Genomic DNA, 14,400 nt, shown 5'->3' with positions numbered 1-14,400 from the left:
CTCCTTATTTTTCGACAAACCGTTTATAATTATTCATGGTCACTTAAAAAATATCGAAAGACAACACTTCGGCACGGGAAAGCTTTAAAGCATTGGGGGTCAGTCCCCCGGCACGGGAAAGCTTTAAAGCGTTGGGGGTCAGTCCCCCGCTCAGGTAACGCGTTAATGTAATAAGGTTTGCGGATGGTTTGTTTTTTCTTCTTGTTGTATGTGAGCTTGGCTATTGTAGAGGCTTTTCTAATTGCTTAGCAAGATACACTCGGGTAATGTACGGACGGAAATTGCCCGATTATACAAGTTCTTCATTTTAGTTATGATAGATTGGTGGTTAGCGGAATTATTATGTTGAAATTAGTTTTACGAGTATTTCCCTTCATTTATATAGTGGCTGTCTGGGTAATGTCGAGTATGCCAGATAATGCAGTGGTCGAGCTGCCGGATTCAAGCTGGGATGCCGGAATTAAAGAATCGCTTCATTTAATTGAGTTTGGAATCCTTTATGTATTGCTTGTCTTGGCTCTTTTGACATTTAGGGGATTGTCGGCCAAGTGGAATATAATTCTGATCATCATTGCGTCTCTTTATGGGATTATTGATGAAATTCATCAATCCTTTGTTCCTTATCGCTCAGCGACAATGATTGACGTCGTCAAAGACATCACCGGAGTCCTAGTGGCCTCCTGGATCCTGTATAGTGCCTATCATAAGAAACGATTCCTAAAGCTAGGGAAACTACTGAGGAAGATCAAAGAAGCTTCAACGCGGTAACGTGCTGGGGGACAGTCCCCCAGCTTGGTAACGCGTTAATACAATGAGGGACTGTCCCCCGCCGCTTTAACGCGGTGGTGAGACAGCCCCTCATTTTTTATTCCTCTTTGAACACTGTTTTGGTTGTAGGTTATTTTTTGGCTGTGATGGTGGTGATGAATGGCTCTGAGTCGGCGATTTGGACTCCTTGGTAGTAGTATTGGACAATGTCTGAGTATTTTTTTCCCTCTTTTGCCATTCCGTTGGCTCCGTATTGGCTCATCCCTACACCATGTCCGTAGCCCTTTGTGTTAATCACAATTTTGTCGCCCCTACGCTCCCATGTAAAATCGGTCGACATGAGCCCGAGTTTATTGCGAATATCCTTCCCGCTTACTTCTTTTCCATTTATATTGACCTTCCCGACCCGTTTTCCTGCAGTTCGTTCTGTTACTTCACCAATCGTTTTATTATTGGGAAGCTTAACCCCAAGCTTTGCTTCGAAGTCTTTGACCGTAATAACCTTTTGACCTGTGTATTTAGGAGATTTTTTATCCCATGGACTCTCTACACTTTTTAAATAGGGTAATGAATTAGCCCAAATGGCTTCTGAGTTTTCGGTAAAACCATTGCTTGTTGAAAAAAAGGTCGCATCAATCGGATTGCCGTCATACGTCAGGATTTGTCCTTGTGTTTCGCGGACAGCTTCATTAATTTTATCCATCTTCCAGTTAAAATCAGAGGGACCCCAAATTTGCTTCAATTCTTCTTGGCTTTTGTAGACCTGGAAAAACTCTGTATCCGCTACATTTGCATCCTTAGGAAGCTCAACACTTTGATTACTCATCAGTTGCTTCACAATATACGTACGAGCCGTCAATGCTTGAGCCTTGAGTGCCTCCTTTTCAAAATCGGCCGGCATTTCGGATGCAACAACGCCAGCAACATATTCCTCAAGCGGAATACTCTCTACATTCTGCTTCGCGGTTCTGTAGACCGCTACGTCAATCGAGGGGGCAGTAGTAGCCGGTTCCGCCGGTTTGTCTGCAACTTCCTTTTGTACATCCTCCCCAAGCTTACCACTCACCTTTTCCTCACCAAATGGTAGTACTACAATCGTCGGAATCATCAGGGTAACAATGAATAGTAGTGCTGCTAGTAGAACGACTGGTTTGAATTTCTTCATGATTATCCTCCATAATGAATAAAATGCTCACAAAACGTGAACAACAAGCACACCACCGCTTTACTGCGCTGGGGGACAGTCCCCCGGTGCGGTAATGCGTTAATTCCCTGGGGGTCTGTCCCCCAGCGCGGTAATGCGTTAATTCCCTGGGGGTCTGTCCCCCACCACGGTAATGCGTTAATTCCCCGGGGGTCTGTCCCCCACCAAGGTAATGCGTTAATTCCCTGGGGGTCTGTCCCCCACTGCGGTAATGCGTTAATTCCCTGGGGGTCTGTCCCCCAGCGCGGTGGTGCGCTAAACTGTTGTGCTTTGATCGGTTGTTCAGAAAATCCTTCACATTTCATTCTTATGGGGTTGGACAAGTTTTTATGACTCTTTTTGATTTATGCATATTTTTGATTTTTATGGGTAATAATAATATATGGAGAGATTTAATTGGGGATAATAGTAGGGTTTGAGATAATCACTTTTTCGACCTCATGGAACCGCCCGTCCCCACATTTCCCTTGCTTTCGCGGGGCACCCAGTTTCACCCTCCCCCCGGAAACAGCAAAAAACCGCATTCGGGGATACCATGCGGTTTTTGTAAGAGCTATTTTGTTGGGTTTAGGCATTGAGATCGGAGATGTATTTTTGGTCGTAGTTGATGACTTCTACATCTTCTTGAACTCTTTCGATATCAGCGCCTAGAGCAGCTAATTTTTGATGGAAGTTCACGTATCCTCGATCTAAGTGCTTTAATTCTGTTACGCGTGTGACACCATCGGCAACAAGTCCTGATACAATCAGGGCTGCAGCTGCGCGAAGATCGGTTGCCGCTACCTCTGCACCTTGCAGGTTCGCTGGCCCGTTAATCACAACAGAACGTCCTTCAATTTTCAATTCCGCATTCATTCTACGGAATTCTTCCACATGCATGAAACGATTTTCGAAAACCGTCTCCGTAATCATAGAAGTGCCCTTTGCCTGCAGCAATAACGCCATCATTTGTGACTGCATATCCGTTGGGAAACCAGGATGCGGCATCGTTTTAATGTCAACAGCCTTTAGGTTATCAGAGCCAATAACACGAAGTCCTTCCGGCTCTTCGATAATTTTCACGCCCATCTCTTCCATTTTTGCCACAAGAGAGTTTAAATGCTCAGGAACGGCACCCTTTACAAGCACGTCGCCACCTGTAATCGCAGCCGCCACCATAAAGGTTCCAGCCTCGATACGGTCCGGAATGATGTTGTGGTCAGCACCAAACAACACATTCACACCTTCAATCTTGATTGTGCCCGTACCTGCTCCTTTTACCTTTGCACCCATTTTATTCAGGAAGTTTGCTAAATCAACGATTTCTGGCTCTTTTGCCACGTTGTCGATGATTGTTGTTCCTTCAGCCAGAACAGCCGCCATCATAATATTTTCGGTTGCGCCGACGCTTGGGAAATCTAAATAGATTTTCGCGCCGTGTAAGCGTCCGTCTACCTCTGCTTCAATAAAACCATTTCCAACCTTAACCGTTGCACCCATCGCTTCAAACCCTTTAAGATGCTGGTCAATCGGACGTGAGCCGATTGCACAGCCGCCCGGTAATGCGACTCTTGCACGGCCGTTTCTTGCTAAAAGAGATCCCATGACTAATACGGAAGCTCTCATTTTTCGTACATATTCAAACGGTGCTTCTACCAATAACTCCTTTGATGCATCCACGATCACAGTGTTATCCTTAAATGCCACCTCGGCACCCAGAAAACGCAATACTTCATTGATAGTATATACATCGGAGAGCGTAGGCACATCCCGAATTACACTTTTTCCATCACTTGCTAATAGTGTTGCGGCGATCACAGGTAAAACGGCGTTTTTTGCCCCCTCTACTTTGACGGTCCCGTTTAACCTTTTTCCGCCACGGACGATGATTTTTTCCAAAGTATTCCCCTCCGCGTCCATTATCTCTATATTAATATTCAACCGTTATGATTGGTGTGCCAACTACGAGGGTAGTCTTCCCGCCCAATCCTTGATTTCTTACTCCAAGTTGAAGGTTCATCTCTTCTGACTGTCCCTTAAACGATTCTGAAAAAAGCTTCGTATAAGCTGTTGTCGATATAAAGGAATCCTCTTCAAGGGTTTCAATTTCATTTGCCTCAAATGCCCGTAACAGCTCGTTTACATGACTCGGCAAAGACTTATTCATCTTATCACCGAACTCGCTAAATATACAAGAGAAAATAATGGCTTTTCCATGAAATATGTCGCTAAGTTTTTCGACAATCACCTGCTCGATAAATTCCTTCGTTTCCTTTTGCCAGCCTTCACCTGTAATCTCATAGATCAAGTAGCTTTGCATCTGGTTACCCTCACCGGTGGAAAGAATTTGAAGCGTTTCGTTTATGCCGTTATCTTCTGACATAACCGCCTTTGCGTGCCATTTTTCATTGTCCTCCGAAATCTCCCAATTCATATCGGAGTATTCAGAGCTTAACTCCTTCATCTTCTCCTGTGCTTGGACATTTTCCAAACTCTTTCTTGCATGTAAGGTCCATTTGTTAATATCAATCTTTTCGCCTTCTAGAACTTCAGCCATTTTAAAGAGATCTAATTCTTCCTTTCCCTTTGCACTGGCCATATTCAAAAGTATCATTCCAACCGCTGACAAAGCGACGACCACATAGAGTATTTTTTTCATGTACCGTACTCCTCTCCTTACTACCATTGTTACCAAGAGAGGAAGTTACATACTTAGAAAATACCGTCACTTTTTGACAATGACTTTGTAAAAAAATGAACAAAATGATGTCTATGTATGTGAGCTAGGTTTTACATCATACCAAATTGAATTGTACTGAAAAATCTCCAAATTGGAAACGTGTATGAAGACCTATCTTTTTTCCAATTTCTATTCCAATAAAAGTGGAAGCTGCTGTGACCATGCCAGGTAGTCGAGGAAAAAGTTACTAACGATTGAACCAATCGCAATCGATAGCAAAATATAGAGCAATCTCGCTTGAAACACCCGATTAGGACGTAAAAACTTTTCAAAGTTTATCGCCATCAAGGCCCACCATGCTAACGCAATAAACACGAGATGCGAGATTATACTCAAAATCGCTTGTGGTCCATACGACGTTAACACATCATCTCCCCCTTTTTTTACACTCCAATCAATATTTTACCACATCTTCCATCACTCTCCTATAAAAAGGACCTTAGACGACGAATAAAACGACTGAGGAATGCAAAAACACACAAGCCGCACCCCTTATTTAACGAATGACCAACAAAAAGGTTTCAAATATTTCAAAATTATTTCAAAAACATTTCGAAGTTATACACTATCGTCCATCTATATTATTCGTATTCAACTGCTGATTTATCGTGAAAAAATTAGTCACGCGTCCAAAACAAAAAGACGCCAAACAGGCGCCTTTAAAGAGATTTATTTTTTTTCTAACGATTGAAGCCCTCTCAAGCAGGCATCACAGCTTCCAATCAGGGAACTTCGGGTCCTGCTGTTTTTCATAATCCTGCATTCTCGAGAAGGCATTCCCGAGATTCCGCACAATATATCCCTGAGAGCCCTCCGTTTCCACACTTCCCTTTAACTCTTCCATCTTTACATTGGCAAACATTTTCGCGATCGAGGCTAAGCTTGCGACCGTATCCATTAACTCAGGCTGATCATGGCTGTATCGCTTAGAAATGGAGTAAATATAATCAAGTCGATTTCGAATATGCTTAAGTGTTTCAATCTCAAACGGCTCCTGTCCCTTTTTCATCGCATTTCACTCCTCATACTTAAGCATATGAATGAAAAGAGAAAAGTTAACCTAAACGGGAAAATAAAGACGTTATTCCATCGCTTTCCTTTTTTTGCAGGAAACAGGAGACAGGATACAGCCCTTCCACTCAACTCCAAAGTCCGAGCTCACCATACGAAAAAAAAAGAAGGAGAAGCAAATCTCCTTCTTTTTACCTATCCCTTTATCTTAAAAAGTCGCCAAACTCATAAAATTGTGTTTGCAGGAAGTCAAACGCCAGGTTCGGGAAGATTCCGAAGGCGACGCTGGCAACGACACAAAGGACTATGACAATCCCGATTCCAACTGGAACCTTAATTTTCACCTTTTCGCTTCCCTCAGGAGCCGGTTTAAAGAATACCTGGGCCAAAATCCTGAAATAATACACATACGATACAACCGTTGTGGCAATCATAATCCCGACTAGCACATAGTTGGCTTCATCACGGACAAGTGCCCCTGTTATGATGTTCAGCTTACCGATAAAGCCGGCTGTACCCGGAATTCCGGCTAACGATAGAACGAGTACGGCCAATGCCACTGCCAGCCACGGTGCCCGCTTATATAAGCCGGCAAAATGACTCAAATCCTCTGAATCGGATTTCTCTGTCACAAGCTGGATAATCGCAAAGGCGCCCATGTTCATGAACAGATAAGCGACTAAATAGAACCAAAGCGAATCAAACATGAACAGGGATAGCGCTGCGACAGCCACCAATAAATAACCGGCATGCGCGACACTCGAGTAAGCAAACAAACGCTTGATATTTGTCTGACGCAATGCGACCACGTTCCCGATAATCATCGTCGCCGCTGCGATAAACGCAATGTAATGCTCCATATTCATCAGAATCGACGTGGAGCCTGGACCATCTGTTGCCACGCTGGCAAAGATGGAAAGAATAATCCGAACAATTAAGGCAAACCCGGCAGCCTTTGAGACTACACTTAAAAAGGCAGTAACCGGTGTTGGTGCACCCTGGTATACATCCGGCGCCCACATATGATAGGGCGCTGCCGCAATTTTAAACGATAAACCAACAAAGACCATGAAGAAGGCAATGACTAATAGATAGACCTGCTGAGAATCATTAATTCCCATTAATACATTTCGCATATCAGCCAAATTAGTTGTGCCCGTTAAGCCAAACACATAGCTCAAACCAAACAGCGTGATGGCAGAGGATAACGCCCCGTTCACCACATATTTCATCGCCGACTCATTGGACTGCAGGTTCGTCTTGCGAATCCCTGCCAGTATATAGGAGGAAAGTGAAAGCAATTCAAGTCCTACATACAGCGTAATCAAGTCTCCACTTGACGTCATAATCATAGCGCCCAGTAAGGCAGCTAAGAAAAGATAAAAGAATTCTCCACGATACTCCTTCATGCCTTCCTTTGGCTCATAGCTGATGGCCAAAAGCATCACCAATCCGGCACCCGCAAGTAGAATCAGCTTAAACGCCTTCGCAAAGGCATCAAGCCTGAAGGTATCGTCTAAAATCGATGTGACCTCTTTATCCAAGAGCCCTAACAGCGAGGCAATCGCCGCTAAAATCCCGACAAAGCCAAGCCAGCCAAGAATTTTCCGGCCTTGCGTTTTGGGCATAAATAAATCTAACACGGTAATAATCGTCGCGACCCCAAGGATGATGAACTCAGGCATCATGATACCCCATTCAAATGATAACAATGTTTCAAGATCCATCCCTCATCACCCTCCGATCCTAAGCATAATAAAATCTAATGTTGACTGCAGTGGTTCGCTCAGTATATTTGGGTACACACCGATGAGCACAATCAAGGCAAGCAGCACAACGGCCGGTACAAACTCAACCGCGCGGAGGTCCTTCGCTCCATACCAATCCCAATTCGCTGTTCCATACGTAATGCCAAGCACCGCGCGAAGCAAATACACTGCCGTCATAATGATACCGATGGCCCCGACAGCGGCGAGCACCGGCATTTCCTTGAACAATCCTAAGAACGCCATAAATTCACTGACAAACCCAGACATCCCCGGTAAGCCTAACGACGCCATCCCGCCAGCCAGTAAAAATCCGCCTGTTAATGGCATAGACTTTGCCAGCCCGCCAAGCTTTTCGAACTCTGTCGTTTGCGTTCTTTCGTAAAAAACACCGACTAAGAAGAAGAGCAGTGCCGAAATCAAGCCGTGGGAAACGACCTGGAAAATCGCACCCTGAATCCCTGCTTCATTTAAAGCCCCTAAACCAATGAGCACAATTCCCATATGGGAAATCGATGAATAAGCCAGCACCATCTTGAAGTCCTTTTGCACAAAGGCCAGGAACGCTCCGTACAGCAGATTGATCACCCCAAGAACCGCTAGCATGGCGGCCATAGACGTAAACTGCTCTGGGAAAATCCCCATTCCAAAGCGGATCAGACCGTAGGCACCAATTTTTAACAGAATACCAGAGTGAATCATTACCACGGATGGCGGTGCCTGAACGTGCACGCGCACCATCCAGCTATGCAATGGAAAGATTGGCAGCTTAACCCCGAAGGCCACTAGCAGGGCAATGAACAAGCCAAGCTTCAAATTGTCAGACATGCTGGCCACCAGCTGTGGACTTTCTGAAGTCATAATCGTCTGCAAGGCTTCAATATTCGTTGTACCTGTACGGGCAAAGAACACGATAATGATAATTAATAGAATCGCAGAACCCAATCCGTTATAAATCAAGAAGCTGTAAGCTGCTTTGACCTTTTCCTCATAGCCCCATTTTCCAATTAAGAAGAAGGTTGGAATCAAGGTCATTTCAAAGAATAGGAAAAATAAAACTAGGTTTTCTGCAGCGAACACACCCAGCATCCCTGTTTCCAGCAGGAGGAATAGCATGAAATAGCCCTTCCATTCGCTCTTGATATGAACGGAAGCAATCGCTGCAAGGGTCGCCACCACCGCTGTTAGCACAAGCAGCACAAGCTGGAAGCCGTCGACGCCAAGCTCATATTTTATGGTAAATAAGTCCCCGTATTGAATCGCATTTTTAAAGGCGATCCAGTCTAGCCTTTCGCTCAACGTGGCTAAATCCAGTCCTGAGCGGTATTGGAAAAATAAACTTAAGGAAATCACAAGCGCTGGAATCGTTGCTAAAAAGCCAATCCCCTTCAAGAGCTTTTCCTGTGATTTCGGTATAAATAACAGCACTAACACACCAATAAGAGGGGAGAAAATCAAGAACGATAGTAGACTCATTTAAAATACCCCCCTGTGAAAGCGTAGATGACAACTAAGACCGCCAAGCCGACAAAGGCAACCGCACCATACATTTGGATATGGCCGTTCTGGACCCTTGAGCCCCAGTGTGCCAGCGTGGAGATTGTACCCTGTACAAGCTTGACTAAGCCTTCAACAATGAACCATTCAATATATTGAAGGAAGAGACTGAATATCTTCGTGAGATTGACCACCGTGTATTCATACAACTCATCGATAAACCATTTGTTATACGAAATACTGTAGGCAAGCGGGAATCTTCTCGTTAACCAATCACGATAAATCGATTTTTTCCCGTAAATTAACCAGGCTAGGTAAATACCTAAAAGGGAAACAACCGTCGCAACAAGCATGATCCAAACGGGTGCCTCATGATGTCCGTGACCAAGCAACTCGTTTCCTTCTAAAAGCCAATCGCCTAAATATGTCCCGAACCATGGTGTATTGATAAAGCCGGCAATCACCGCTAACACACCGAGAATCATCATCGGCATCGTCATCGATGACGGTGATTCGTGAACATGCTCCACCTTTTCACGTGCTTCACCTGAAAAGACCATAAAGAATAAACGGAACATATAGAACGCAGTTAGAAAGGCTGTAATCACAGCTAATGTGAATAAGAACGGATGGCCTGCATTCCAGGTCGCCACGAGAATTTCATCCTTACTGAAAAAGCCTGAGAATAATGGCACACCACTGATCGCCATTGTTCCGATTAGAAACAGCATGCTCGTCTTCGGAATCTTTTTCCAGAGACCGCCCATTTTTTCAATATCCTGCGTATTTACTGCATGGATTACACTACCGGCGGCAAGGAATAATAAGGCCTTGAAAAAGGCATGGGTAGTTAAATGGAATACGCCTGCTACATAACCTGCAGAGCCTAAAGCCAGCATCATATAGCCAAGCTGGCTGACGGTTGAGTAAGCCAAGACGCGCTTAATATCCTTTTGTGTCAGGGCGATGGATGCGGCAAAAATAGCCGTCACGCCTCCAATCACTGCCACGGTTAACATCGCTGCTTCACTCGCTTCAAAGAGCGGGAACAGGGATGCGACTAAATACACACCCGCGGCAACCATCGTTGCGGCGTGGATGAGTGCGGAAACTGGCGTCGGACCTTCCATCGCGTCCGGAAGCCAGGTGTGGAGCGGGAATTGACCTGATTTTCCAACGGCTCCGATAAAAATAAGAATGGCGGTTAACGTAATCATTTCATTTGAAATCTCATTCGCTGTCACAGCCTTGAAGATTTCATCATATTCAAAGCTGCCGACCTGCCAGAATAATAGAATCATCCCGATTAAGAGACCAACGTCACCGATACGGGTCATAATGAAGGCTTTCTTCGCTGCTGCCTTCGCTTCTTCCTTGTAAAAATAAAATCCGATTAACAGGAATGAACCTACCCCTACTAATTCCCAGAAAATATAGGTTTGTAGTAAGTTCGGTGAAAGAACAAGTCCAAGCATTGAAAATGTGAACAAACCTAAATAGGAATAAAAAACAGAAAATCGGTCGTCACCTTTCATATACCCAGCGGAATATGTATGTACAAGAAAGCTGACAAGTGAGACGATGACTAACATTAATGCGTTTAATTGATTGACTTCAAATCCCACTGTAAGCTCTAATTCCCCGATTTTCAGCCAAACTGCTTCTGATTTAAAGGTTGGCGCCGCAAAGCGATCAAAAAGCACCAACACGGAATAAATAAATGAGGCAAATGCCAGTAATATGGCAATATATGAGCTTGCCTCTTTCAGCCGCTTGCCGAAAAGGACGAGAAGTAGAAACGATAGTAGCGGGAAAAGCGGTATGAGCCATGCGCTTTCCATCAAATTCAGATCCCCCTTTTTGAGGTACCCATCTATAGGGCCTTCGCGGAAGAAAATCATCCGCTCTCCTCATAAACTCTGAAGCTTTGTTTAGTTTAGTGCTTCATCGTATCCATTTCATCAATATTAACGGTTTTTCTGTTACGATAAAGTGCCATCAAAATAGCTAAGCCAATCGCTGCCTCTGCTGCTGCAACTGCCATGCTGAAGAGGGCGAAAATCTGCCCGTTAATCGAAGGCGCTACACCCAGCTTGCTGAAGGCTACTAGATTGATATTGACGGCATTTAACATTAACTCAATCGAAATCAGGACAATGATCGTATTTCGTTTCGACAATGCCCCGTAAAGGCCAATGCAGAAAAGGATTAAGGCCAATGCCAGGTAAGCCGAAATCGGTACGGTTGCACTCATGATTCATCGGCCTCCTTTTTATCTCTTTTTGCTAACATAATAGCCCCGATCAGAGCCACTAACAGGACAATCGACGTTAATTCAAATGGAATAATGTATTTTGAGTAAAGGGCAACACCGATTTGTTCTGTATTATTTACATGGAGCTCCACGTCCTGTACCGGAAAATCAAGGTTATAGATTCCCAGGTAGACAACGGCGGCAAAGCTTGCCACACCGACGAAAAGAGCAATTCTCTTCCCCCAGCCTGCCGTTGTTTCGTCCTTGTCATCATGCCGAGTTAACATGATACCAAAGAGCATGATAATCGTGATCGCTCCAGAGTAGATTAATATCTGAACGACCGCTAGGAACTCAGCTGATAAGAGAATATAGATACCTGCGATGCTGATGAAGGTCGCCACTAAGGCCAGGACCATATGCACAACCTTGGTCAGGTTCAACAGCAGGACGCCGCCTGAAACGGCAATTAATGCGAGTATGATAAAAGCAAGAAACTCTCCACTCATGGTTTATTCACCTGCCGAATATTCTCATCATTTTCATCGAGCCATTCGAGGTTTTTAAATAATTCATCGCGGCTGTACGTTGACAGCTCAAAATTGTTCGTCATGATAATGGCTTCAGTCGGACAAACCTCTGTACATAAGTCACATAGAATACAAATCTCAAAGTTTATATCATATGTGTCGATCACTTTCCCTTTTTTCGTTGGGTCTGGATGCTTCTTCCCTGTTAAGTTAATACAGTCAGTCGGACAAATATTGGCGCATTGATTACAGACAATGCATTTCTCCGGATAAAATTTCTGTATACCACGAAAACGGTCAGGCAGCGGGATCGATTCATTCGGATAGTCATACGTCATTTTCTCACGTGACAAATTCTTCAGCGTATACGCCAAACCTTTCATTAATCCAATCATGTGATCACCTCTTGAGTAAATGGGGTATAAGGTTCCCCTTCCCCTTTAGCACGTTAAACCATTGGGGGTCAGTCCCCCGCCACTTTAACGCGGTAACGTCCTGGGGGTCTGACCCCCGGTGCTTTAACGTGTTAACGTATATCTCTTATTAGAATAGCTTGATGATTTCTTTTATGATTGCGGTTAGGAAGATATTGGCCAAGGCGATTGGCAGTAATATTTTCCAGGCAAATTCCATCAGCTGGTCAGGACGGACACGCGGGAAAGTGGCACGCATCCAGATTAGAACAAATGTCACCACACTAAATTTCAACGCGAACCAGACTGCACCAGGGATAAAGCCCAGGAATGGAAGCGGCAGCCAGCCCCCTAAGAATAAAACAACAATAAGGGCAGACATGGCGAACATATACGTATACTCCGTTAACATGAAGAACGCAAATCGAAAGCCTGAGTAATCAACGTGATAGCCTGATACAAGCTCTGATTCGGATTCTGGAAGGTCAAACGGAATCCGGTTTAGTTCAGCTACAGCCGCAACAAAGAACAGAATAAAGCCAATCGGCTGCACAATCATAAACCAGCCGTTTTGCTGAGCATTCACGATATCAGTTAAATTTAAGCTGCCAGATAATAGAATGACCCCTACAGCGGACATAACGAGCGGGATTTCATACGAAATCATCTGTGCCGCCCCACGCATCGCACCAAGCAGAGCATATTTATTATTCGATGCCCAGCCGGCCGTCACCATACCAAGCACGGTAATTCCTGAGATGGCAATGTAATAAAGGAGCCCAACGCCAATGTCGGCAAAATAAAAGTTATCCGTAAATGGAATCACCGCAATAACCATAAACGATGGCGCAAAGGCAATGACCGGCGCCAATATATATAACGGCTTATCCGCAAGCTTTGGAATAATATCTTCTTTTAAAAGAAGCTTCAAAACATCTGCTGCCGTCTGCAATAGTCCCCATTTTCCTCCAAGCTGGTTAGGACCAATCCGGAGCTGCATAAATCCCAACACTTTACGCTCTGCTAGGATGACATAGGTTACATACCCAAGGACAACAAATAAAAATAAGGTAGCCAGTAAAAAGAAAATCCCAAAGCTGGCAAGACTCGGACTTGAGTTTAAGAGCTCGGCCATCATTATCCATCAACCTCCCCTAGGATAATATCAATCGCCCCAAGAATGACGATTAAGTTTGATATATTTTCCCCTACCAATAGCTTAGGGAGAATTTGAAGGTTATAGAAGGATGGACGTCTAAACTTCAAGCGATATGGTTCCTTTTTCCCATCACTGGAAATATAGCAGCCGATTTCGCCCCTTGGAGACTCAATTCGGACATAGGTTTCTCCAGGCGGCGCCTTAATGATTTTCGGCACCTTCGCCATAAACGGACCGTCCTTTGGAAACTGCTCAACCGCCTGTTCAATAATCTTTAGGGTTTCTTCTATTTCTGCCAAGCGCACCTGATAGCGTGCCCAGCAATCGCCGCCCGTTTGGACAGGGACATCAAAATCAAACCGGTCATAAATCGAATACGGTTCATCCTTACGCAAATCCCATTTAATCCCTGTACTGCGAAGATTGGTACCGCTTAAGGAATATTGCAGTGCCTCCTCAGGCGTAATAATGCCAATCCCCTTGACCCGGTTAAGGAAAATTTCATTTCCGGTTACAAGCTGGTGATAGCCCTTCAATTGTTCACGCATATAAGGGACAAATTCCCTCACCTTGTCAATCCAGCCGTCCGGAGCATCCCACTTAACACCGCCGACACGCATATAGTTAAACGTCATCCGACCGCCTGAAAGCTCATTTAATAAATTCAGGATCATTTCACGGTCTCGGAAGGCATAGATGAATGGGCTGGTGGCCCCGATATCAAGCAAATAGGTTCCCCACCAAACCAGGTGGCTGGCGACTCGATTCAGCTCCATCGCAATAACCCTTAAGTATTCAGCCCGCTCTGGAATCTCGAGGTCCATCATGGTTTCAACCGCATGACAGAGAACATAGTTATTCGTCATGGCTGCGACATAGTCCATTCGGTCTGTATAAGGGATAATCTGTGTATACTGCAGATTCTCTGCCAGCTTTTCCGTTCCGCGATGCAAATACCCGATGACCGGCTTTGCTTCTTTAATGATCTCACCATCTATTTTTAAAACGATTCGGAAAACGCCGTGTGTACTAGGGTGTTGAGGTCCGACATTTAACAACATTTCTTCCGTTCTTAACAT

14 protein-coding genes are annotated in these 14,400 nt (G+C 44.6%); 1 reads left to right on the top strand and 13 read right to left on the bottom strand.

Translation table 11 applies throughout. The features are described 5' to 3' along the window. Positions 1 to 342: 342 nt before the first annotated feature. Positions 343 to 768 (top strand): VanZ family protein, encoded by a 426-nt coding sequence (locus BQ5321_RS03880; protein WP_071393311.1) that lies wholly within the window; start codon positions 343 to 345, stop codon positions 766 to 768. A gap of 130 nt (positions 769 to 898) precedes the next feature. On the opposite strand, the gene spoIID is transcribed toward BQ5321_RS03880, so the two are convergent. The 13 genes from spoIID to BQ5321_RS03810 all read right to left on the bottom strand — a co-directional run bounded on the left by spoIID (position 899) and on the right by BQ5321_RS03810 (position 14,400). Beyond that, positions 899 to 1,933, bottom strand: coding sequence for a stage II sporulation protein D (gene spoIID, locus BQ5321_RS03875; RefSeq protein ID WP_071393310.1), 1,035 nt, complete (start codon positions 1,931 to 1,933; stop codon positions 899 to 901). 606 nt (positions 1,934 to 2,539) lie between these two features. After that, positions 2,540 to 3,850 (bottom strand): UDP-N-acetylglucosamine 1-carboxyvinyltransferase, encoded by a 1,311-nt coding sequence (gene murA, locus BQ5321_RS03865; RefSeq protein WP_071393308.1) that lies wholly within the window; start codon positions 3,848 to 3,850, stop codon positions 2,540 to 2,542. 31 nt (positions 3,851 to 3,881) lie between these two features. Continuing rightward, positions 3,882 to 4,610, bottom strand: a complete 729-nt coding sequence (locus BQ5321_RS03860) for a YwmB family TATA-box binding protein (RefSeq protein ID WP_071393307.1) — start codon at positions 4,608 to 4,610, stop codon at positions 3,882 to 3,884. Positions 4,611 to 4,820: 210 nt separating this feature from the next. Beyond that, positions 4,821 to 5,057, bottom strand: a complete 237-nt coding sequence (locus tag BQ5321_RS03855; protein ID WP_071393306.1) for a DUF1146 family protein — start codon at positions 5,055 to 5,057, stop codon at positions 4,821 to 4,823. Between the two features lie 343 nt (positions 5,058 to 5,400). After that, positions 5,401 to 5,700 (bottom strand): hypothetical protein, encoded by a 300-nt coding sequence (locus tag BQ5321_RS03850; protein WP_071393305.1) that lies wholly within the window; start codon positions 5,698 to 5,700, stop codon positions 5,401 to 5,403. A 205-nt stretch (positions 5,701 to 5,905) separates the two neighbouring features. Beyond that, complete coding sequence (gene nuoN / locus BQ5321_RS03845; protein WP_071393304.1) at positions 5,906 to 7,429, bottom strand: NADH-quinone oxidoreductase subunit NuoN; 1,524 nt, start codon at positions 7,427 to 7,429, stop codon at positions 5,906 to 5,908. 6 nt (positions 7,430 to 7,435) lie between these two features. Beyond that, positions 7,436 to 8,944 carry an NADH-quinone oxidoreductase subunit M gene (locus BQ5321_RS03840; protein WP_071393303.1) on the bottom strand — a complete coding sequence of 503 codons (1,509 nt, stop codon included), beginning with the start codon at positions 8,942 to 8,944 and terminating at the stop codon, positions 7,436 to 7,438. After that, the gene (gene nuoL / locus BQ5321_RS03835) at positions 8,941 to 10,809 is read right to left on the bottom strand and encodes an NADH-quinone oxidoreductase subunit L (protein ID WP_071396763.1); all 1,869 of its coding nucleotides are present in this window, start codon (positions 10,807 to 10,809) and stop codon (positions 8,941 to 8,943) included. The genes BQ5321_RS03840 and nuoL overlap by 4 nt, the downstream gene beginning before the upstream one ends. A 92-nt stretch (positions 10,810 to 10,901) precedes the next feature. Further along, positions 10,902 to 11,219, bottom strand: coding sequence for an NADH-quinone oxidoreductase subunit NuoK (nuoK, locus tag BQ5321_RS03830; protein ID WP_071393302.1), 318 nt, complete (start codon positions 11,217 to 11,219; stop codon positions 10,902 to 10,904). Continuing rightward, on the bottom strand, positions 11,216 to 11,728 hold the full coding sequence (locus BQ5321_RS03825) for an NADH-quinone oxidoreductase subunit J (RefSeq protein ID WP_071393301.1): 513 nt from the start codon (positions 11,726 to 11,728) through the stop codon (positions 11,216 to 11,218). Before BQ5321_RS03825 ends, nuoK begins: the two co-directional genes overlap by 4 nt. Continuing rightward, entirely contained in the window at positions 11,725 to 12,144 is a 420-nt protein-coding gene (gene nuoI / locus BQ5321_RS03820; protein ID WP_071393300.1) for an NADH-quinone oxidoreductase subunit NuoI, read from the bottom strand. The genes BQ5321_RS03825 and nuoI overlap by 4 nt, the downstream gene beginning before the upstream one ends. 148 nt (positions 12,145 to 12,292) lie before the next feature. Then, the gene (gene nuoH, locus BQ5321_RS03815; RefSeq protein WP_071393299.1) at positions 12,293 to 13,300 is read right to left on the bottom strand and encodes an NADH-quinone oxidoreductase subunit NuoH; all 1,008 of its coding nucleotides are present in this window, start codon (positions 13,298 to 13,300) and stop codon (positions 12,293 to 12,295) included. After that, positions 13,300 to 14,400, bottom strand: a complete 1,101-nt coding sequence (locus BQ5321_RS03810; protein WP_071393298.1) for an NADH-quinone oxidoreductase subunit D — start codon at positions 14,398 to 14,400, stop codon at positions 13,300 to 13,302. The genes nuoH and BQ5321_RS03810 overlap by 1 nt, the downstream gene beginning before the upstream one ends.

It is taken from the genome of Bacillus tuaregi, assembly GCF_900104575.1.
GTDB lineage: Bacteria > Bacillota > Bacilli > Bacillales > Cytobacillaceae > Bacillus_BD > Bacillus_BD tuaregi.
The sequence above is the reverse complement of the archived record's forward strand: the minus strand, read 5'-3'. Positions and strand labels throughout refer to the sequence as shown.